Origin of the sequence: Streptococcus sp. bf_0095, from assembly GCF_004166885.1 — a bacterium.
GTDB lineage: Bacteria > Bacillota > Bacilli > Lactobacillales > Streptococcaceae > Streptococcus.
On sequence record NZ_RCYU01000001.1, the window covers coordinates 444,524 to 465,158 of the forward strand.

Below are 20,635 nucleotides of genomic sequence, written 5' to 3' on the forward strand. Positions count from 1 at the left end.
CTACTCCCCCTTAGTCTGCGTAAATATCTTCGAAAGCTGATTCGAGCGGAGGGAATGGGCTTTCTTCCGCAAATTTCACTGAAGCTTCCACTGCTTCTTTTACTTCTTCTTGGATCTGATCCAATTCTTCTGCGCTCGCAATCTCATTTTCAAGGAGATACTTGCGAAGGTTTTCGATTGGATCTTTCTTCTTCCACTCTTCGACTTCTTCACGTGTCCGGTATTTACCAGGGTCAGATGATGAGTGACCAAGCCAACGATAAGTGACACTTTCAATCAAGACAGGACCTTTACCAGAGCGGACGTGTTCAACAGCTTTTTGGAATCCTTCATAGACATCGATAACATTGTTTCCATCAGGAATAAACATTCCAGGAATGCCGTAAGCAGCACTACGCTCGTGGATATGCTTGACATTGGTCATTTTTTTGATGTCAGCAGAGATTCCGTAACCGTTATTGATACAGTAGAAAATTACCGGAAGATTCCAAATAGAAGCCATATTCACTGCTTCGTGGAAGACACCTTCGTTGGTTGCGCCGTCCCCAAAGAAGCAGACAACAATCTTACCAGTCTTATGCATTTGTTGAGTAAGGGCAGCCCCTACGGCAATCCCCATACCACCACCAACAATACCGTTGGCACCAAGGTTACCTGCATCCAGGTCGGCGATGTGCATTGATCCACCCTTCCCTTTACAAGTACCGGTATACTTACCAAGGATTTCTGCCATCATGCCATTCAAATCGATTCCTTTAGCGATGGCTTGTCCGTGACCACGGTGGTTTGAAGTTAGCAGATCATCCTCGTTCAAAGCCAACATCGCTCCAACGTTAGCCGCTTCTTCCCCAACAGAAAAGTGCGTCATTCCTGGCACTTTCCCTTTTTTTACTAACTGTGCAATTTTTAAGTCCATGCGACGGATTTCTTCCATTTTACGGAACATTTCCAATAAGAGACTTTTATCTAATGTTGCCATTATTTCGCCTTTCTAAGCAATTATTCATTCTCTTTTATTCTATCTCACTATGAAAACACTGTCAAAATAAATGCTCATTTCCTTTCACAAACTAATCCGTCTAGAATACTGATAGATATGAATTCCCAAACTGTTATATAAAAGATTCACAAAGTCGTTTTCTATTATGGAAAATCAAAAAACCGATAGGGAAGACCTATCGGAATATTTTATTGATGGCGTTGGCCAAAGTCATGAATCATTTGTTCTAACTCCTCACGACTTGGCGTTGTTAACATGTAAAGATAATCACCTTGAAGCTCGGCGAAGGCAGCAGGCATATCTTTCTTCACGCGGAATTGGTCATGGTATTTAGCTAAAACTTCATCCTCAGAAAGGACATAAGATGCATTGGCACGGCGTGAAGTCGCCAAGCAATAAAGTGGCTCAAACTCAGAAGCTGGGAATGGTTCTCCGGCTACGATGGCTGCATAGCCACGGTACAAATCAATCGAGTGAGCATAGTTGTAGACGTCGATGGTGAAGCCACCTGCAGGACGATTATTGTACTCAATCGCAATATAGTCATCTCCATCACGGAAGAACTCAATGTGGAAGAAACGCTCCTTCATGCCAAAAGCTTTAACAATCGCTTCTCCGTATTGACGCAATTTTGGATCCATCTCTTTAAGGACATAATAAGAATTGTCCATCTTGTAGAGCATTAAGTCGAGTGGCGTATAGGCATAGTCAAAAGTCGTCGAGAAGACAATATTACCTTCGCGATCGACCAGACCATCAAAGGTACAAATCTCACTAGAAGTAACGAATTTCTCAAAGAAATACTCAGTATGTTCATCCCATTCAGCTTTGAAATGGTCCACATCTTCTGCTGTTTCAAGCTTGAAGGTTGCTGCCGCTCCTACCCCATTGTCAGGCTTGGCGATTAATGGCAACCCAATCTTCTTCACAGCTTTATCGATGTCTTTTTCGGCTTTGACCACTGCACCAGGTACGACTGGGACTCCTGCTTTCTTGAAGAGTTTTTTCATTTCTGATTTAAACTTGGTTTTCTTCAAATCTTTTGGTTTAGCACCGAAGACATTGAATTGCTCCCGAAGCGCCGCATCCAATTCCAACCAGTACTCATTATGGGATTCTATACGATCGATTGGACCATGTTTGTAAAAGAGAAAGGCTACCGCACGCTTCACTTCGTCCCAGTTTTCCATGTTATCAACTCGGAAATACTCTGTTAAACTATTGCGCAATGGCTCGTCTAACTGTTCATAAGGCTCCTGACCAATCCCTAAGACCGTGATGCCTTTGTTAGCCAGCTCGATGGTAAATTGTTGAAAGTTTTGCGGATAATAAGGTGAAATAACAAGATAATTCATAGAGGTCTCCTCCTTTTTAGCTTATAAATACATCTGACCTAAGAAATAAGGCATTTGCTTGCGCCACCAGTCCCAATCATGGGCGACGTCATGGCCCCACTCAGCAAACCATGCAGGAATATTTTTGTGGTCAAAGGCTTCTTTTAGTTTGTAGAAAGATGGTAGGCCATCTTGTTCCCAAGCTCCAAGACCGGTACAAATGACAATTTCCGCCTGACGGTAACGGTCAATAAACCAGCCGTCATTTTGATGCCAAATATAATCAGATGGCGAGTTTTGATAAATCGCTTCGTCACCACCAAACTCACCAACAAAGAAACGAGCATCATAGACACCACTCAAGGCAATCACCTTGTTGAAGACATCTGGATGTTGCAAGAAGAAATTAAGGGCGTGGTAGGCTCCCATAGAGCAACCAGTTGTCATCATCGGATCAAACCAGCCTGTTTTGTGCTTGATGAAAGGAATGGCTTCTTCAATCACATAACGTTCATAAGCACGGTGCATCTCTGCTCGATCATGAGGATTTTTCCAATCACAAAGCCAGCTCTCACTATCGACACTCGAAAGGGTGAAGAATTGAACTCGTCCTTCTTCGATAAACTGAGCACAAGCATCAATCATACCAAAGTCATAGTACTCGTTATGGCTTCCACCTGATGAAGCAAAGACAACAACAGGAATCCCTGCATGTCCATAGCGGTTTAGATACATTTCGCGGTTAAGTTGGCCACTCCAGTGGCTTAAATGTTCAATATTCATAAGTTCCCTCTTTCTCTTTATTTCTTTATTTACAGGCTATTAATCCCAATTTTCAGCTAAAAAGCGCAGACATTCTGGTAAATGCTCGGCCCAGGCTTCTTCGTGGTGAATAGCCCCAGATTGAATCCGAATGGCAATATTTTCCAAAGCCACCCCTTGTTGAATGACATCATGATAGTACCGAAGGGATGAGTCAATGTAGGCTTGCTTGATATTTCCCGCCATCAGCGTTTTATCCGTATCATCAGCTTCTTCAGTCCCCACATAGATGTAGATCCGTTGATCTGCATAAAGCTTCTTCCGCTCGATATAGCGATCAAAGGCCTCTTGGTGCAACCAGTTAGCAGAGGAGAAGACACCCAGACAACCGATTTGGTCTTGGTACTCTAGGCCCAAGAATTGGGTGATATTCCCACCAAGCGAAGATCCAATCATGGCTGTATGTTCTCTATCAGCAAGGGTTCGATATTCTTGATCGATAAAGGGTTTGACGACATCCATGACAAACTCCCCATACTCGACACCCTTGCCACCAAATTGCATACCAGGGATATTGGACTCCTTGTACTTCCAGGCAGAGTATTCGTTCATCCGTTGCAAACCATCGTTATCAATGGCAACGACAATCATGCGACTAATGTCAGGATTTCGCTTAATGGCTGGAATGACTTTCCAGGAATGACCCGCATAGGCCTCCTTGCTATACAAAACGTTTTGCCCATCGTGGAAATAAACCACAGGGTAGCGACGATCTGTATCTAATTCATAATTCTTAGGTAATAAGACTCGTACACGACGGAGTTTTCCGGTATAAGGCACTTTCAACTCGTGTGTCTTCATCTCTAAATAAAAGTAGGATTTATTCATTGTCAGAAAACTCTCTATATTCTAAATTTTTATTTATTATACCATTTTTATAAGAAAAAGTCTGGATTTCTCCAAACTTTTTCATTGATTGACTTTATTTTCCAATAAATGTAGCCAGATCTTGTAAAGAACGTTCGGCAATTTTCTCATACCGTTCCTTTTTATCCCGAATGCGTGGGCCTTCCAGCTCCTTAATAATTCCGAAGTTGACATTCATGGGTTGGAAATGCTTGCTGTCGGCATGGGTAATATAGTGAGCCAAACTTCCGATCGCTGTTGTTTCTGGGAAAATCGCTGCTTCTTCTCCTTTAAAAAGACGTGCCGCATTGATCCCAGCCACCAAACCTGAAGCCGCTGACTCGACATAGCCCTCTACTCCTGTCATTTGACCCGCAAAGAAGAGGTTGGCTTGCTTCTTAGAACGGTAGGTTTGTTCAAGGAGATTTGGAGAGTCCATGTAGGAATTACGGTGCATGACACCATATCTGACAAACTCCGCATTTTCCAAACCAGGAATCATTTGAAAGACTCGTTTTTGCTCGCCCCATTTAAGGTGAGTTTGGAAGCCAACGATATTGTAGAGGCTAGCAGCTGCATTGTCTTGGCGCAATTGGACTACCGCATAAGGGGTCTTAAACTCCCCGTCACGAGGTCCTTTGTAGTCATCTGGATACTCGAGACCAACTGGTTTCATAGGACCATAGAGCATGGTTTTGATGCCTCGTTTGGCCATGACTTCAATTGGCATACAACCTTCGAAATACTTTTCTTTTTCAAAAGAGTTGAGTGGGGCTTCTTCCGCATTCACCAAAGCCTCATGGAAGTCCATAAACTCTTGTTTGGTCATGGGACAGTTGAGATAAGCCGCTTCTCCTTTGTCATAACGAGACTTGAGGTAAACCTTGTTCATATCGACGGTATTGACATCGATGATTGGAGCTGCTGCATCATAGAAATAGAAGCCATCGCCACCATTGAGCTCGTGGATCTTTTCCGCCAAGGCATCGCTGGTTAGAGGGCCCGTTGCGACGACTGTGATCGCGTCTGTCGGCAATTCTGTAATTTCATCGCGAATCACTTCAATGAGTGGGTGTTGGGATACCTTTTCCGTTACTCGACTAGCAAAGCCTTCCCGGTCCACTGCCAGTGCTCCACCAGCTGGTACACGAGTCGCTTCAGCCGCTTCAAGGATGACAGACCCCAGACGACGCATTTCTTCTTTGAGGAGCCCGACAGCATTGGTTAGAGAATCCCCTCGGAGAGAGTTGGAACAGACTAACTCAGCAAAGTTGTCTGTTTTGTGTTGTGGAGTAGATTTGACTCCCCGCATTTCGTAAAGCTTGACCGGAATACCCTGTTGGGCAATCTGATAAGCTGCTTCCGAGCCAGCAAGGCCTGCACCGATGACATTGATATAAGATTGAGACATGACACTAATACCTCTTTGGGTATCCAAACCACCCCACTAGACTGTTAGACACCCACAAATCTTTCTAATTTTCTACTTGGTCCATTATACCAGAAAGCCAAGTAAAAAGACAGGGAGGGTTTTCCTTCCTGTCTTAGACCTAAGTCTGTTATTTGTTTTCTTATAGACACAACCAAGCAGCAAAGAGGGCTGATAGGATACTGAATAAGGACCCGATTAAATAATACTCTGCGAAGGCTGGATTCTCCGAAATTTTATTGTAGCGGGCGATGGATTTGGCCGTAAAGACCAGACCGATAGAAGCAAATTGGCCGTAGACGAGACAGGCACCGATAATCAACCGCTCTAAGAAGCCAATCATGGAACCAGCCCCAGTGATGGTATCCATTTTCTCCTCCATCGTCGGCTGGTACTTAGCAAAAAGAATTTTAAAGACGATATTGGTCGGTTTTCCCACTAGGAGGACATAAAAGATTAGCTTTAAACTGTCAATAGGTAAATAAGTCGTGCCATTTTTAGCTCCCCAAAGGACTAGGAAACTAATGATACCGACATGCAAGACTTGATCCAATGCAAAAGTCCATGCGGCTGTTACATTCAATTGCTTCTGAACCAAAGGTTTTCCGTAATCAATCCCTGCATGAGTCAGCAAAATGATCAAGCAAATCCACCACAAATCCAGATGACAGAGGGAAACGACGAATAGAGGCAGAGCTACATACAGAATATGAAGCCCGAGCACCTTCTTATCCTGATCCTTGTGGTCCGCCATCTTTTGACTTTGAAAATAATAATCAGACAACAAATGACAACTCAACAAGAGAAGCAAGTATGGATTTGTTACGATACTAGATAATCCTGTCATAAGCCTCTCCTTTCGCTAAACTTTGAATACTAGCTAGTGCTGCTGCTCGCCCCCGTAAGTAAACCCGGATACTGCTACTTTTCAGCCGTTTAGAGAGAGCACTTGGGTTTATCTCCAGCGATTGGGCCAAATCCTGCTGACTAAAATTCTCACTATATACACACCTCTTAAGAAGATCTAGCAGGATTTCTTCCTGACTTCCACGCCAACCCGAACGAATGGCTTCCCCGGAAGCGATGAGGGCATTCACAAAGAAGTCTTGCTTTTCCTTCCCGCATGAAAAATAAATCTGGGTATTGCCGTAGTCATTTTTCTGATGAACCAGATTGATGGCGGCGCGTGCATTCCAATAGGCTGGCCCATCCGCACCGATACTTTGTAAGGGATCAATATCTGTTACAATCTCCCCGAGACCAATCCCGAAACGAAGTTGAGTCGGGGTTAGTTCAGAACGCAGGGTATCGATGATTTGAAAAACCGGAGCATCCACCTTTAAGAGCCCCTGAAACTCATCACCAAGGGTCAAGGTAAAATTGGATGCTATGAATTCTCCAAATAGTTCATTCATTGTTTGAAGCGTTTTTTCTAACTGTTTTTGCAGGTCAAAACGCTCTTGAACCATTTTGGAATCAATGACATCTGCAATCAAAGCAAGATACATAAGCCCACCTCCTTGTGTCTATTATAACGAAAAAAAACAAAAATGTCTATTATAACAGACATTTATTAAAATTGCCGTTATAATAGACATCGCATGATTCTAAAATCTTATTTTACTTTTTCTTCTTCGTAGTCGCCGTTGCTACATACGACTTGCTTACCGCCACCACGAACTTTTTTCTCAACTAGGTAGTGACCACATTTTGGACAATCACGGCCAATTGGCTTGTCCCAAGAGGTGAATTCGCAGTCTGGATAGCGATTGCAGCCATAGAAGAGACGGTTCCGTTTGGTTTTACGCTCGATGATTTGGCCTTGGTGACAATCTGGACATTCCACTCCAATTTCCTTAACGATAGCTTGCGTATGGCGACAATCAGGGAAATTGCTACAAGCGAAGAACTTACCAAATCGACCCAACTTGATGACCATCGGACTTCCACAAACCTCACAGTCAAATCCAGCAGCCTCATCCTTGATTTGGATTTTCTCCATCTCTTCTTCAGCCTTGGCTACTTCTTTTTTAAAGGGTTGGTAGAAGGAATCAATAACCTTTTGCCACTGTTCTTTCCCGAGTTCGACATCATCCAACTTTCCTTCCATCTCAGCGGTAAAGGTTACATTGACGATATCTGGGAAGAATTCAACGATCAGTTTATTGACGATTTCTCCTAATTCGGTTGGCTCGAAGCGTTTGGCTACAAGCTTCACGTAATAGCGTTTTTGAATGGTCTCAATGGTCGGTGCATAGGTTGAAGGACGACCAACTCCATTTTCTTCTAAAGTCTTAATCAAAGTCGCTTCAGAGTAACGAGCTGGTGGTTGGGTAAAGTGCTGTTCAGGTTTGCTGTTGACCTGAGTGACGGTGTCACCTTCTTCCATGTCCGGTAGCATCTTATTCTTGTCCGAATCATTGTAGATCGCCAAATAGCCGTCAAACTTCACCTGACTTCCATTTGCTGTATATTGAACTCCATTTTGCCCTAAACGGACATTCATGGTATCAAAAATAGCTGCTGTCATCTGACTAGCCACAAAACGATTCCAGATCAAGGTGTAGAGCTTGAGCTGGTCCTTGTCCAAATACTTGGCAATTTTCTCAGGCGTATTGTAGACGCTAGAAGGACGAATGGCTTCGTGGGCATCTTGAGCACCAGAAGCATTCTTAACCCGGCTACCATGCTTAGAATACTTATCTCCAAATCGATCAACGATAAAGCTAGCTGCTTCATTTTGAGCGACTGGACTAATCCGAGTCGAATCCGTACGCATGTAGGTAATCAAACCTTGAACACCTGATCCAATATTGATTCCTTCGTATAATTGCTGTGCTACCATCATGGTCTTACGAGTACGGAAATTGATCTTATTGGCAGCATCCATCTGCATGGAAGAAGTTGTGTAAGGAAGCGGCGCATTGCGTTTGCGCTCTTTCTTCTCAACCTTTTCAACGATATACTCTTTCCCATCTAGATGCGAAAGTACAGCTTTCACATCCTCCTGGTTTTGAAGTTTCATCTTCTTGCCATTCATTCCATAGAAATTGGCTTGGAATTGCTTGGTCCCCTTTTTAAAGGTTCCATCAATTGTCCAATATTCTTCTGGTTGGAAGGCATTGATTTCTTCTTCCCGGTCAATAATTAACTTAAGCGCAACGGATTGCACCCGACCAGCCGAAAGTCCCTTCTTCACCTTTTTCCATAGAATTGGTGAGATGGAGTACCCAACAATCCGGTCCAAGACACGGCGCGCTTGTTGAGCATCTACCAGATCCATATCAATCTTACGGGGTTCTTGAAAGGCATTTTTTACCGCATCCTTGGTAATTTCGTTGAAAACAACGCGGTTCTTATCTTCCTTATCCAACTGAAGAATATGCGCCAAATGCCAAGAAATAGCTTCTCCTTCACGGTCCGGGTCACTTGCGAGAAAGACTTGTTTGGCTTTTTTAGCCTCTTTTTTCAAATCATTAATCAAAGGACCTTTTCCGCGAATATTGATGTACTCTGGTTCGTAATTGTTCTCAAAATCAATAGACATGGTAGATTTTTTCAAGTCACGAATATGACCCACGCTGGCCATGACCTTATAATTTCTACCAAGATACTTTTCAATCGTCTTCGCTTTCGCAGGAGACTCCACGATGACTAAATTCTTTTTAGTTGTTGTGGTTTTCTTTTTTGTTTTAGTAGCCACTTTTTTACCTCTATTTTGTAATAAACCTCATAGAGTGTAAACTATTTTTTTCGGGATGTCAACCGTGAAGTTCTCCTATAGGAAAACTCATTTTAAAATTCAAACTCATCTAGGACATCTTTTCCACTGGTGACCAGCTTTGCACCTTCTTGAATGAGGTGGTGACAGCCATCTGAACGTCCATCCAAGATCGAACCAGGAATAGCAAAGACATCTCGCCCTTCTTCCATAGCACGCTCGCAGGTGATCAGACTTCCAGATCGCATCCGCGCTTCCGCCACAATCACTGCTCTAGAAAGCCCAGCAATAATCCGATTGCGTTCTGGAAAATGATGTTTTTGAGGGCCTTGTCCAGGACCGTATTCTGTTAACACTAAATGACTCCCACTCATGTACTTCTGCAATTGTTTATTGGATCTAGGATAGAAGACATCTAAGCCAGTACCAATCACTCCAATTGTCTTTCCTCCATTTCGAATAGCGGCATAATGGGCTGCAGCATCAATTCCCTTGGCTAATCCGCTCACCACAATCAATTCATTATTTAACTCGTTAATGATTTTCTCGACGGATTGAATCCCGTTACGACTACAGGATCGACTTCCTACGACCGCAATCTTTGGCTGTTTAAGAAGATCAATATTGCCTGAGTAAAACAACAAAACAGGTGGGTTATGCATCCAGAGAAGCTCTTCAGGATATTCCGGATCCATAATGGAAATCGAATCAAACTCCTTAAACTCTTCTCTCAAGACCTTGTCATCAATCCGGATATACCGTTCCATAAATAGTGTTTGATTACGACAACCTGCAATTTTTGCCATTAATTCTAAAGAGGGCCACTCCCCATTCATTTCCCAGTAATTGACAATGTTAAAAACCTGTAGATTTGACAGGCCAGCAACCTTTAATTTATAAAGTTCATATTTCTTCATTCGTAAACCTCTTTTTCTACTATCTATTTATAATATTCGTAAAAGAAAACAAAAAAAGCTCTAAAAATAGAACTTTTTAATGATTTTCTAAGATGTTAAAATGACAAACTGCCCCCAAAAGATTACTTGAGTTGTGGTAACGAGCTGCTTGAATCTCTACTAAAGAAAATCGTTGCTCCCCACTTTCCTCCATCAGGCTTTTATACTGATGGTTAATCTCTTCTAAAAGAAGGGGTTGACTACTAATTCCCCCACCAATCGTCACTTTTTCAAGCCGAACCAAAGACTGAAGGTTATAGATTAGGATCGCAATTTCTCGACAATAAGAAGCAAATAAGTCTTGCAATTCCTCATGATAACCAGCTTCAAGGACTTCAAAAACTTGAACTCCATCTTCTTCAGGCAATTCTAGGAGTCGACTAGCATTAGCCACAAAATTGACTGCAGAGCCTAAATTTTGAACCAAACTGGAAATCCCATGTCGCAAAATCTCGGTCTGATATTGCTTTTGTTCAGGAGTCACTTGCTTCTCCCCTAAGCTTGGCCAACGAAGATAATCCTTGAGATTCCAGGTGGAAATTAAGGAACCGTTGGAAGTCAAGGCTAAGCCTACCCCAGTTCCTAACACAAAGGTTGCGCCACAATCACAATCCTGGAGGTTTCCAATTCGTGCTTCTGCCAAGCCTGCAGCATCCCCATCGTTGAGGACGGTCACAGGGACTTGAAAAGTCTTATTTAAACGAGAAGCTAAAGGAATATTCCTTAAATAAGGAACGAGGCCACCTTTAAAGACAAATCCCAGTCGACTATTGATTTCACCCGGACAAGAGATGGCGATCCCAGTGATTCGATTCTGGAACAAGCAAATCACGCGCTCAAGAGCTTCCCAGAATTCCTCAATAGTAGCTGGTGTCGGAACTTTAGAGGAATCATTCACCTGATAGGCTTCATCCACTAAGGCATATTTAATAAAGGTTCCTCCAATATCAAAGGCTAATAGCATTTCCTTCCCTCCTAGTCAAGATCCGTCATGGACTTAATGGGTTCGAAGCTTCGACGATGGATAGGCGTGACCCCATGTCTTTCCAAGCCCTCAAGATGATTGCTTGTCCCATACCCCGCATTCTGAGCAAAATCATAACCTGGATACTTTTGGTCATAGGCTGCCATCATCTGATCTCGTGTCACCTTCGCCACAATAGAAGCAGCTGCGATAGACAGAGAATTAGCATCTCCTTTGATGATGGATGTCTGAGAAATAGGGAGGTCCAATTTCATAGCATCAATCAAGAGGTGTTGAGGTTGAGGGTCCAATTCTTGAATAGCCTCAAGCATGGCTAATTTGGTTGCTTCATAAATATTAACCTGATCAATGACCCGATTATCTTTTATCCCAATCCCGACAGAGAGAGCCTGATCTAAAACCGCTTGGTAAATAGCATGGTGCTTCGATTTTGGAATTCTCTTACTATCGTTTAAACCTGGAATCTTACAATTTTCAGGCAGAATGACGGCTGCTGCGACGACAGGGCCAGCCAAAGGGCCTCGCCCTACTTCATCAACACCTGCAATAAGATGAATCCCTTGAGCATAAAGTTCTTTCTCATAGGCTAGCATTTTTTCCAAACGCAAATCTTCGTCTACTTGTTTTTGGAGTTCGCGTTTTCGTTTGCTGATAGCCGCTTGAACGCCCGCTCGACCATCAAGGATCAACTCTTCAAATAAGGGATGATCTAGCCTATCAATCGTTGACAAACACTCTTTGATTTCTTTAATCGTTGGCATCTACTTCACCTACACGATCAAGGGTATAGCGACCCAAACGACCATCACGTACATCCTTGACAAACAAACTGTAGAAGCGATCATAATCATCTCGGAAACCTAAGCGTTGAGTCATCTCCATAATGATTTCAGGCGCTTCCTGATCTAATTTCATTTGCTTATAGCGTTCTTGTAACTCTTTAGGGTAGTGCTCTTTAAAATAGTTGAGGCCAAAAATGGTCACTTCATCCATTGGAAGCAACTGGTCCTTAATTGCTCCTGTTAAGGCGAGCTTCAAGGCCACTTCTTCATCTTCAAATTTTGGCCAAAGAATCCCTGGGGTATCCAAGATTTCGAGGTCCTTATTGGTTTTCAACCACTGTTGCCCCTTGGTCACCCCTGGTTTATTTCCAACAACAGCAATCTTTTTCCCTGCTAAGCGGTTCATCAGCGTTGATTTACCAGCATTGGGAATCCCGATAATCATGGTCCGAAGGGTTTCAATTTGAATCCCTCGTTCCTTCTGACGGGCAATTTTATCGGCCATCAAAGACTTAGCAGCATCTGTAACCTTTTTAACCGTAGATTGCTCTTTAGAGTTAATAGCCAAAGTTTTGATCCCTTGTGACTCAAAATACTCCTGCCATTCTTTTGTAGCGACAGGATCTGCCAAGTCTACCTTGTTCAGAATCATCAGCTTAGGCTTATCACCAACAATTTTTGTTAACATAGGATTTTGACTTGATAGAGGCAAACGAGCGTCCACCAAAATTGTCACGAAATCCACAAATTTAATATTTTCTTGTACTTGTCTTCTAGCTTTGGACATATGTCCAGGAAACCATTGAATAATCGCCATGAAATGAAATCCTTTCAACATTCAATCTTATCTATTATACCATGAAATACAGTATTTTCTTTTAAAACTGCTCCCCATTTTTTCTTAAAAAAACGAAGCTACACCCGTAACTTCGTTTCTTATTTTAGCGAATTTGCTCAAAGTGCAAGTGAACAGCGATGTGGTCTCCATAGCCACTTCGTTCCAAATCGCGTTGCAAACGATAAGAAATATAGTGTTCAGCAATGGTAATATAACCAGCACCAAGTAAACGGTGCTCAACCATTGATTGGATCATGCTGATTGTGGCACGTTCCACTTTCGCTTCTTCCAAATCCATCACAACTTTTTTAGTCACTTGCGCCAAGTTTTGGCGAAGATCATCGGTCAAGACATAGACTGTTTGTGCTGCCTTCAAAACAGCTTGATAGATTTTATCTGGATCAAATTCTACAACTTCACCACTACGTTTAATGACTTCCATCTTATTCTCCTTGATCATCAATATACTTCTATTATCTAAATAAATAGGGGATTTGTCAAGAATCTAAAACGTCAATAATCCGGACGAAGAACTCCCGTAATGATTTCTTTGGTCGCGTGGTAATCCCCATCCACTACAACCTTGATAATGCGCTTCGCTTCCTCAGCAGGAGCTGGCACTAATGGCAAACGAGTTGGCCCTGCTTCAAAGCCCATATAGTTCAAGACTGCTTTAACTGGAGCTGGACTTGGATAAGAGAAGAGAGCATTGACTTTCGGGATAAATTGGCGCTGAATGGCCGCCGCTTTTTTAATATCATTATTTTCAATGGCTAGGAACATTTCGTGCATTTCATCCCCATTGGTATGAGATGCTACTGAAATCACCCCATCTGCCCCAAGGTTCGTGGCATGGAAAGCATCTCCATCCTCTCCCGTATAAATGAGGAACTCCTCTGGCTTGTGCTCAATTAAATAAGCCATATTGGCAAGGGTTGTACACTCTTTTACCCCGATGATATTTGGATGTTCTGCCAAACGAAGCATGGTTTCTGGTGTCATTTCGACAACCACGCGCCCAGGAATGTTATAGATTATGATTGGCAAGTTAGAAGCGTCTGCAATAGCCTTAAAATGCTGGTACATACCTTCTTGAGAAGGTTTGTTGTAATAAGGGACAATCGCTAATCCGGCAGCAAAACCACCAAATTGGTCGACTTCTTTTACAAACTCAATCGAGTCGCGAGTTTCATTGGTCCCGACACCAGCAATCAAAGGAACCCGTCCGTTGACTACCTTTTGCACCGCTGCAAAAAGTTCTAATTCTTCATCGTGTGTTAGAGTTGGACTTTCAGCTGTGGTACCAGCTAAAAGAATCCCATCTGTGTGATGAGCCAAAAGATGTTCAATAAGCGGAGGAATAGCCTCAAAATTAATCGAACCATCTTCATGGAAGGGAGTGATAAAGGCAGTGATCATTCTACAATTTTTTAAATCTTGATAAGACATACATACTCCTTCTTGAGACAACCATAGGGAAGAGGGACAGCACCAAAAGTTGATAGCTGTCCCCTATTACAATTTATTTAGTTAATGAATCATTTCAACTCAAACTTCAACTCAGCTGTTGGGCGCACGAGTCCACGTTCATGAAGGGTTTCTGCAATTTGAACTGAGTTCCAAGCAGCTCCTTTAAGAAGGTTATCAGAAACCACCCACATATGAATCCCTTTTTCAGCATCCAAGTCTTTACGGATACGACCAACAAAGGTATCGCGAGAACCAACCGCATTGATAGCTTGTGGGTATACTTGATGAGCCACATCATCTTCCAACACTGCTCCTGGGAAGGCAGCAATAGCAGCTTTTACTTCTTCGATTGGTGCTACTTCTTTGGTCTCAATGTAAACTGACTCTGAGTGAGCTGACAAGACTGGAATACGTACACATGTTGCTGATACGGCAATGCTATCGTCTTCCATGATTTTCTTAGTTTCGTTCGTCATCTTCATTTCTTCATATGTGTAGTCATTATCAGTGAAGACGTCAATTTGAGGAAGGGCGTTAAAGGCGATTGGATAATGTTTCTTATCGCCACCTGAAGGTAAGATTTCCGCGTGCAAATCACGTGGATCCACTCCATCATTCAATACTTCACGCAATTCACGTTGGGTTTCAAGAATGGCTCCCATACCAGCACCAGAGACAGCTTGGTAAGTAGACACGATGATACGGTCCAAGCCCCATTTCTGACGAACAGGCTCAAGAGCTACCATCATTTGAATGGTTGAACAGTTAGGACAGGCGATGATTCCGTTATGGGCATCAAGCGCATGTGCATTTACTTCAGGAACAACCAATGGTACATCTGGATTTTGACGGAAGTAAGAAGTGTTATCTACTACGACCGCACCAGCTTTAACAGCATATGGTGCATATTTAGCTGAAGTTGATCCTCCAGCTGAGAAGAGAGCGATATCTACTCCTGCAAAAGCCTCTTCAGTTGTTTCTTCAATGGTCACGTCTTGCCCTTTGAATTGCAAGACCTTCCCTGCTGAACGCGCAGATGCAAGGTAGCGAATCTTATCAATTGGAAGACTTGATTCTTCCAGCATTTTGATCATTTGTGCACCAACGGCACCTGTAGCACCGACAACAGCAACTGTATATCCCATAATAAAACCTCTTTCGGAATTTTCTAAAAATTTGTGAATTTTATCTATTATACTATTTTTCCCTACAAATGAAAAGTGTATTTTACACTTATAAAAACAAAATAATCCCGATCTAAGACCGGGATAGTTTCTAGATATCGAATAGCTTTTATTGAAAATTAATGGATTTCATAATCCAAATCATTCAAATTCTTCTTGCCTTGAGTATCTTCCAATAAAAATGGCACCTGTTGCATCCCTTTGATACCCGCCACTAGTGAAGTTGGGAAGGTTACTATTGCTTGGTTGATTTGGCTAATATTACTATTAACAATACGTTTAGAAGCTGCCAAATCTTCATTTTCGTCTGCAATTTCTTTTTGCAAGGCCAAGAATTGGTTAGAAGATAAGAGATCTGGATAATTCTCACCTACTGCTCGGATTTGTGCCAAGACATCATTTTGATTGGCAATAACTTGGTTGGATTCTTGGATAGAGGCACCTTGACGAAGGGCTACTAATTCGGTAAAGACTTTCTCTTCATGTTTGGCGTAGGCCTTAGCTGCCTTCAACATTTCAGAAATGGTATCGTAGCGTTTGACAAGAATTATATCAACCGTTCTCTTTGCTTCTTCAATCATGACCTGATAACGATTCAAGCGATTGCTTTCACCGATAAACCACATAACAATGACAAGAGCAAAAACGACGATGGCAATAAATAATCCTAACATAGTTATTCTCCTTTAAATATATTGGTTAATTCATCAATGAGATCAATCTCCCTACAGAGTTTTTGATACTCTGCAGCAATCGAAAGACTTTCGATTGCATCTTTTCTATTCGGTGTTGGGAAAAGGTAGCGGTTAGTATATAAGGAAATATAGAGTGTATCTTGTACTAAATACACACACATAGCATTTTGAGAAATTTGCTGATCAAACCATTCTAGGATCTTGGGTTTTAAGAATTTTCGAGCAGCCAGTTCATCTGTACAATAGATATTGTAATTTTCATTGTTTCGGATATCTTCTGTTTCAATTTGAACTTCATTAGGTCCAGCACCCGGATAGGCACCTTTTAGTTCTCTTTTTAAAAACAAAGATTTCTTGGTTGGAACAACTCTCAAGTGCCCTGGAAATGAGATAGGAGCTTTTAAAGAAAAAATCTGACCAGCAAAATCTTCAACTTCTTCTCTGACCGTATGAGTTTCCCCACTTGAGTATCTCTTTGTTCGCGTCTCAATATGATAAGCATAGAGATTGGCTACTACGAGATTCTTTTCATCATGGAAAGACAATTGATGAAAGAGATCAAACTTAGTCGATCTCGGACTAATGACCTGCAGGACATTCATTGGGTAGTCAGCTGTCAGAGTTAGCTCCGCTTGAGGAAAAACTTCTTTCAGGATGGGACAAAGAAAATCTGTAATATAAATCTCTTCATTGGATCGAACCTGATCTCCGAATAAGGCTTTTCGTTTTTTGTATGCCGGTAAATAATAAAACACCACTACAAGAAGAATGATAACAATCGCTGCTCGCCATCTAACAAGTTGGAAGGAGAGAAAAGCTAGAATACCACCAAGAATAGTGGCGTTTCTCCAATGAAGATTATTCTTCATTTGTTACTTCATAATGAGCAACTTAGCCTGATATTGTTCTAATTTTTCCAGTTCACTGATACGTTGAAACGTTTCTTGTGACCACTTGTTGTTTGGACTGTTTTGATCATACACTATAACCATCTCCTTTCAAACACAAATGAATCCATTTATTTACATCATTATATCACCGGTAGTCATAAGAGGCAAACAAATTTATGTATTTGCTTACTATGAATTTTTACAAAAAAAATCCCTTACCACATGGTAAGGGATTCGAGGCATCTTTCGATGAGAACAGCAGGTTCACACAACTGTTCAAGGTCCGCTCCTGCGTTACAATTAAATGTAGACCTCCTCAGCGCAAAAGGCTCCTAAGAGCCAATCGACTCATCGCATAAACTTAGTGTACCATGAACGGCCCAAAAAAGTCAAGAGGCTCGTTCTAGACTTCCTTTTAAATAACTTAAAAGAAATTGAGCAAAGCTAAGCTCCTTCTAATTTTTACATTAGGGGCTTCACAGGCCCTTCGATCGTCTTTTGCATCCAGACAATATCATGCCATTGATCAAATTTATAGCCAATTTTAGGAAAATGAGCAACTTTCACATAGCCACGTTTCTCATGGAGGGCGATACTAGCTGGATTTGGCAGGGCAATGCAAGCTAAGAAACGTAAATAACCACGCGCCTCCAACTCCGACTCTAATGCCTCATACAATCGAGAACCCAGACCTTGCCCACGACGATCTTGATCCACATAGACGGATACTTCCACCGCCCAATCATATGCTGATCGATCATAATAGCTTGAGGCATAGGCATAAGCAAGGACTTGACCGTCTACTTCTGCTACTAAATAGGGAAAACGTTGAAGGATCTTTTCGATACGCCCTTCAAATTCCTCAATGGTCGGAACCTGGTATTCAAAAGTGATGGCTGTTTTCTCAACATAGGGAGCATAAATCCTGACAAGTTCAGGAGCATCTTCAAGGGTGACTGGTCGTATCTTCAGCATGGTCTTCTCGCTTTCTATTTCTCTATTATACCCCAAAAGCACAAAAATAGAGGTTGTCCGCCAACCTCTATATATTTTATTAGAACAATCCTAAAGCAGTCCCATCTTCTGCTACATCCATGTTCAAAGCAGCAGGACGTTTTGGTAATCCAGGCATAGTCATCACTTCACCTGTCAAAGCAACAATGAAGCCTGCACCAGTCTTAGGTACCAATTCGCGAATGGTAATGTCAAAACCAGACGGCGCCCCGAGGAGACTTGGATCATCTGAGAAACTATATTGGGTCTTAGCCATACAAACTGGCAACTTGTCCCAGCCATTTTTCACGATTTGAGCAATCTGAGTTTTGGCTTTCTTCTCAAAGACAACATTGTCGGCCCGGTAAATTTCTTGGGCAATCTTAGTGATCTTTTCTTCAACAGAAAGGTCATTATCATAAAGACGAGTGTAGTTGGCTGGACTTGTTTCAAGTGTCTCCACTACTGTTTCTGCTAGGGCCAATCCTCCATCAGCACCATCAGCCCAAACGCTCGCCAATTCAACAGGAACTTGAATAGAAGCACAGAGTTCTTTCAGAGCTGCAATTTCAGCTTCTGTATCTGTGACAAATTCATTAATAGCCACTACTACAGGAACTCCAAATTTACGCATATTTTCTACGTGGCGCTCCAAGTTCGCAAAACCTGAACGAACAGCTTCTACATTTTCTTCAGAAAGAGCATCTTTGGCAACTCCACCATTCATCTTCAAAGCACGAATCGTTGCGACAATCACCACTGCAGATGGGCTAACAGGAAGATTTGGTGTTTTGATATCCAAGAATTTTTCAGCTCCCAAATCCGCGCCAAAACCTGCTTCTGTCACTACGTAATCGGCTAAACGAAGAGCGGTTGAGGTAGCTAAAACAGAATTACATCCATGGGCAATATTAGCAAAAGGTCCACCATGAACAAAGGCTGGCGTTCCATAGATGGTTTGGACCAAGTTTGGCTTGATCGCATCTTTCAGAATCAAGGCAAGCGCCCCTTCTACTTCTAAATCGCGGACATAAACTGGACTACGATCATAACGGTAACCAATCACAATATTGGCCAAACGACGTTTCAAGTCTTCAATATCTGTCGCCAAGCAAAGGATGGCCATAATCTCAGAAGCAACGGTGATATCAAATCCGTCTTCACGAGGAATCCCATTGAGCGGTCCACCAAGACCGACCGATACGTGACGCAAAGCACGGTCATTCAAGTCCACTACCCGTTTCCAGATAATCCGACGTTGGTCAATGCCTAGCTCATTTCCTTGATGCAAATGATTGTCGATCAAAGCTGAAAGTGCATTATTTGCTGTTGTAATGGCATGCATGTCACCCGTGAAATGAAGGTTGATGTCTTCCATTGGTAGAACTTGTGCATAACCTCCACCTGCTGCTCCCCCTTTAATCCCCATAACAGGACCTAAAGAAGGTTCGCGAATGGCAATCATGGTTTGTTTGCCAATTTTATTTAAAGCATCTGCTAAACCAATGGTGATGGTAGACTTTCCTTCCCCTGCTGGAGTCGGGTTAATGGCGGTTACCAAGATGAGCTTTCCTGGTTCTTCCTTCTGAACGGCTTGGATCTTGTCAAAGGTTAATTTTGCCTTGTACTTTCCATAGAGTTCTAGGTCATCGAAGTGAATACCCAATTTCTCTACCACATCTGTGATTGGTTTCAATTCAATACTTTGTGCAATCTCGATATCTGTCTTCATCTGAATCTCCTCACTATTTAATAATCCTATTATACAGAAATTTCACAAGGATATATATTTTAAATCTCAAACTTTTCTCATTCGTTCGGTTTTTGCTTAGTAACTCTGCTTTTTCAGCCTTTATTCCAATTTCTTATACCCCTCTATATGAAATAACTATGAGTCCCTTCGTCGTCTACTCTACCGCCTTTGTATCCCCTTGACCAACAATCGCAAGAGCCGTGTTCTTGGCTTTACTAAAATATAAAATTCTTGTAAAATAAGCCTATGAATATTTTGATTACTTCCGGTGGGACGAGTGAAAAGATTGATCAGGTTCGTTCGATTACCAACCATTCCACTGGTCAACTTGGAAAAATCATTTCCAAACGTTTTTTAGAGGCAGGTTTTTCTGTGACTCTGGTGACAACTCCAACTGCGGTTCAGCCTAAAGAACATCCTCATTTAAGAAAGATATTTATCAAAGATGTCGCTGAACTTCAAACAGTCCTTGAAAAAGAAACTCCAACTCACCAGGTGCTCATCCATGCTATGGCTGTCTCTGACTACAGCCCTGTCTATATGTCAGGTTTCCAGGCTGTCAAAGAAGCTAGCAATTTAGAGCATTTTCTTCATCAAACCAACCAGGAATCGAAAATTTCTTCAGAGGAAGATTACCAAGTTCTCTTTTTAAAGAAAAATCCTAAGTTGATTTCCTTAGTAAAAACATGGAATCCAGACATTCGCTTGATCGGCTTTAAACTGCTGGTTGGTGTAGCACAGGATCAACTCCTAGCCGTTGCTCGTGCAAGTCTCGAAAAAAATCAGGCAGAAATGATTGTTGCCAATGACTTAAGCGAAATTCAAGACGGAAAACATCGAGCTTACTTAGTTACGAAAGATGCTACTCAAATAGCCGAAACGAAATTGGATATTGCTCAAAAAATTTATCATCACATTAGGAACAAAGGATAAAACC

20 protein-coding genes are annotated in these 20,635 nt (G+C 42.1%); 1 reads left to right on the forward strand and 19 read right to left on the reverse strand.

Translation table 11 applies throughout. The features are described 5' to 3' along the window. Positions 1-10: 10 nt before the first annotated feature. The 19 genes from EAI95_RS02245 to EAI95_RS02335 all read right to left on the reverse strand — a co-directional run bounded on the left by EAI95_RS02245 (position 11) and on the right by EAI95_RS02335 (position 19,677). On the reverse strand, positions 11-979 hold the full coding sequence (locus tag EAI95_RS02245; RefSeq protein WP_048789008.1) for a thiamine pyrophosphate-dependent dehydrogenase E1 component subunit alpha: 969 nt from the start codon (positions 977-979) through the stop codon (positions 11-13). A 209-nt stretch (positions 980-1,188) separates the two neighbouring features. Continuing rightward, positions 1,189-2,355: an ATP-grasp domain-containing protein gene (locus EAI95_RS02250; RefSeq protein WP_129822072.1), complete on the reverse strand. Its 1,167-nt coding sequence runs from the start codon at positions 2,353-2,355 to the stop codon at positions 1,189-1,191. A gap of 21 nt (positions 2,356-2,376) precedes the next feature. Next, the gene (locus EAI95_RS02255; RefSeq protein WP_048690507.1) at positions 2,377-3,117 is read right to left on the reverse strand and encodes an alpha/beta hydrolase-fold protein; all 741 of its coding nucleotides are present in this window, start codon (positions 3,115-3,117) and stop codon (positions 2,377-2,379) included. A 39-nt stretch (positions 3,118-3,156) separates the two neighbouring features. Next, the gene (locus tag EAI95_RS02260) at positions 3,157-3,984 is read right to left on the reverse strand and encodes an alpha/beta hydrolase (protein WP_129822073.1); all 828 of its coding nucleotides are present in this window, start codon (positions 3,982-3,984) and stop codon (positions 3,157-3,159) included. Between the two features lie 94 nt (positions 3,985-4,078). After that, positions 4,079-5,413, reverse strand: a complete 1,335-nt coding sequence (trmFO, locus tag EAI95_RS02265; RefSeq protein WP_048715976.1) for a methylenetetrahydrofolate--tRNA-(uracil(54)-C(5))-methyltransferase (FADH(2)-oxidizing) TrmFO — start codon at positions 5,411-5,413, stop codon at positions 4,079-4,081. A 160-nt stretch (positions 5,414-5,573) separates the two neighbouring features. Then, entirely contained in the window at positions 5,574-6,278 is a 705-nt protein-coding gene (locus EAI95_RS02270) for a DUF3307 domain-containing protein (protein ID WP_129822074.1), read from the reverse strand. Further along, a complete protein-coding gene (locus EAI95_RS02275) occupies positions 6,262-6,939 on the reverse strand; it encodes a SatD family protein (protein WP_048715972.1) in 678 nt (225 codons plus the stop codon). The genes EAI95_RS02270 and EAI95_RS02275 overlap by 17 nt, the downstream gene beginning before the upstream one ends. A gap of 107 nt (positions 6,940-7,046) precedes the next feature. Continuing rightward, positions 7,047-9,134: a type I DNA topoisomerase gene (gene topA / locus EAI95_RS02280; RefSeq protein ID WP_048715970.1), complete on the reverse strand. Its 2,088-nt coding sequence runs from the start codon at positions 9,132-9,134 to the stop codon at positions 7,047-7,049. A gap of 92 nt (positions 9,135-9,226) precedes the next feature. Beyond that, positions 9,227-10,069 carry a DNA-processing protein DprA gene (gene dprA / locus EAI95_RS02285; RefSeq protein ID WP_048715968.1) on the reverse strand — a complete coding sequence of 281 codons (843 nt, stop codon included), beginning with the start codon at positions 10,067-10,069 and terminating at the stop codon, positions 9,227-9,229. A 76-nt stretch (positions 10,070-10,145) separates the two neighbouring features. After that, the gene (locus EAI95_RS02290; RefSeq protein WP_048715966.1) at positions 10,146-11,072 is read right to left on the reverse strand and encodes an ROK family protein; all 927 of its coding nucleotides are present in this window, start codon (positions 11,070-11,072) and stop codon (positions 10,146-10,148) included. An 11-nt stretch (positions 11,073-11,083) separates the two neighbouring features. Continuing rightward, on the reverse strand, positions 11,084-11,854 hold the full coding sequence (locus tag EAI95_RS02295; RefSeq protein ID WP_129822075.1) for a ribonuclease HII: 771 nt from the start codon (positions 11,852-11,854) through the stop codon (positions 11,084-11,086). Continuing rightward, entirely contained in the window at positions 11,841-12,692 is an 852-nt protein-coding gene (gene ylqF / locus EAI95_RS02300; RefSeq protein WP_048715962.1) for a ribosome biogenesis GTPase YlqF, read from the reverse strand. The genes EAI95_RS02295 and ylqF overlap by 14 nt, the downstream gene beginning before the upstream one ends. Before the next feature lie 124 nt (positions 12,693-12,816). Then, complete coding sequence (locus EAI95_RS02305) at positions 12,817-13,155, reverse strand: ATP cone domain-containing protein (RefSeq protein ID WP_006597242.1); 339 nt, start codon at positions 13,153-13,155, stop codon at positions 12,817-12,819. Positions 13,156-13,226: 71 nt separating this feature from the next. Beyond that, entirely contained in the window at positions 13,227-14,162 is a 936-nt protein-coding gene (gene dapA / locus EAI95_RS02310; RefSeq protein ID WP_129822076.1) for a 4-hydroxy-tetrahydrodipicolinate synthase, read from the reverse strand. Positions 14,163-14,251: 89 nt separating this feature from the next. Next, entirely contained in the window at positions 14,252-15,328 is a 1,077-nt protein-coding gene (locus EAI95_RS02315) for an aspartate-semialdehyde dehydrogenase (RefSeq protein ID WP_048715959.1), read from the reverse strand. 158 nt (positions 15,329-15,486) lie between these two features. Beyond that, positions 15,487-16,041 (reverse strand): LemA family protein, encoded by a 555-nt coding sequence (locus EAI95_RS02320; RefSeq protein ID WP_048715957.1) that lies wholly within the window; start codon positions 16,039-16,041, stop codon positions 15,487-15,489. A gap of 2 nt (positions 16,042-16,043) precedes the next feature. Then, positions 16,044-16,931 (reverse strand): DUF3137 domain-containing protein, encoded by an 888-nt coding sequence (locus EAI95_RS02325; protein WP_238662884.1) that lies wholly within the window; start codon positions 16,929-16,931, stop codon positions 16,044-16,046. Positions 16,932-17,414: 483 nt separating this feature from the next. Further along, complete coding sequence (locus EAI95_RS02330; protein WP_048715955.1) at positions 17,415-17,927, reverse strand: GNAT family N-acetyltransferase; 513 nt, start codon at positions 17,925-17,927, stop codon at positions 17,415-17,417. Between the two features lie 79 nt (positions 17,928-18,006). Then, complete coding sequence (locus EAI95_RS02335; RefSeq protein ID WP_048788993.1) at positions 18,007-19,677, reverse strand: formate--tetrahydrofolate ligase; 1,671 nt, start codon at positions 19,675-19,677, stop codon at positions 18,007-18,009. Positions 19,678-19,944: 267 nt separating this feature from the next. Here EAI95_RS02335 and EAI95_RS02340 point away from each other — a divergent pair, with 267 nt between their 5' ends. Then, positions 19,945-20,631 carry a phosphopantothenate--cysteine ligase gene (locus EAI95_RS02340; RefSeq protein WP_048715952.1) on the forward strand — a complete coding sequence of 229 codons (687 nt, stop codon included), beginning with the start codon at positions 19,945-19,947 and terminating at the stop codon, positions 20,629-20,631. Positions 20,632-20,635: the final 4 nt, after the last annotated feature.

Bases quoted from the DNA above. Each gene is read 5' to 3' on its own strand.
- ylqF (WP_048715962.1), bottom strand. From the start codon at position 12,692: ATGGCGATTATTCAATGGTTTCCTGGACATATGTCCAAAGCTAGAAGA.
- EAI95_RS02330 (WP_048715955.1), bottom strand. From the start codon at position 17,927: ATGCTGAAGATACGACCAGTCACCCTTGAAGATGCTCCTGAACTTGTC.
- EAI95_RS02325 (WP_238662884.1), bottom strand. From the start codon at position 16,931: ATGAAGAATAATCTTCATTGGAGAAACGCCACTATTCTTGGTGGTATT.
- EAI95_RS02290 (WP_048715966.1), bottom strand. From the start codon at position 11,072: ATGCTATTAGCCTTTGATATTGGAGGAACCTTTATTAAATATGCCTTA.
- EAI95_RS02295 (WP_129822075.1), bottom strand. From the start codon at position 11,854: ATGCCAACGATTAAAGAAATCAAAGAGTGTTTGTCAACGATTGATAGG.
- EAI95_RS02340 (WP_048715952.1), top strand. From the start codon at position 19,945: ATGAATATTTTGATTACTTCCGGTGGGACGAGTGAAAAGATTGATCAG.
- EAI95_RS02245 (WP_048789008.1), bottom strand. From the start codon at position 979: ATGGCAACATTAGATAAAAGTCTCTTATTGGAAATGTTCCGTAAAATG.
- EAI95_RS02260 (WP_129822073.1), bottom strand. From the start codon at position 3,984: ATGAATAAATCCTACTTTTATTTAGAGATGAAGACACACGAGTTGAAA.
- EAI95_RS02320 (WP_048715957.1), bottom strand. From the start codon at position 16,041: ATGTTAGGATTATTTATTGCCATCGTCGTTTTTGCTCTTGTCATTGTT.
- dprA (WP_048715968.1), bottom strand. From the start codon at position 10,069: ATGAAGAAATATGAACTTTATAAATTAAAGGTTGCTGGCCTGTCAAAT.
- dapA (WP_129822076.1), bottom strand. From the start codon at position 14,162: ATGTCTTATCAAGATTTAAAAAATTGTAGAATGATCACTGCCTTTATC.
- EAI95_RS02335 (WP_048788993.1), bottom strand. From the start codon at position 19,677: ATGAAGACAGATATCGAGATTGCACAAAGTATTGAATTGAAACCAATC.
- EAI95_RS02270 (WP_129822074.1), bottom strand. From the start codon at position 6,278: ATGACAGGATTATCTAGTATCGTAACAAATCCATACTTGCTTCTCTTG.
- EAI95_RS02255 (WP_048690507.1), bottom strand. From the start codon at position 3,117: ATGAATATTGAACATTTAAGCCACTGGAGTGGCCAACTTAACCGCGAA.
- trmFO (WP_048715976.1), bottom strand. From the start codon at position 5,413: ATGTCTCAATCTTATATCAATGTCATCGGTGCAGGCCTTGCTGGCTCG.
- EAI95_RS02305 (WP_006597242.1), bottom strand. From the start codon at position 13,155: ATGGAAGTCATTAAACGTAGTGGTGAAGTTGTAGAATTTGATCCAGAT.
- EAI95_RS02315 (WP_048715959.1), bottom strand. From the start codon at position 15,328: ATGGGATATACAGTTGCTGTTGTCGGTGCTACAGGTGCCGTTGGTGCA.
- EAI95_RS02250 (WP_129822072.1), bottom strand. From the start codon at position 2,355: ATGAATTATCTTGTTATTTCACCTTATTATCCGCAAAACTTTCAACAA.
- EAI95_RS02275 (WP_048715972.1), bottom strand. From the start codon at position 6,939: ATGTATCTTGCTTTGATTGCAGATGTCATTGATTCCAAAATGGTTCAA.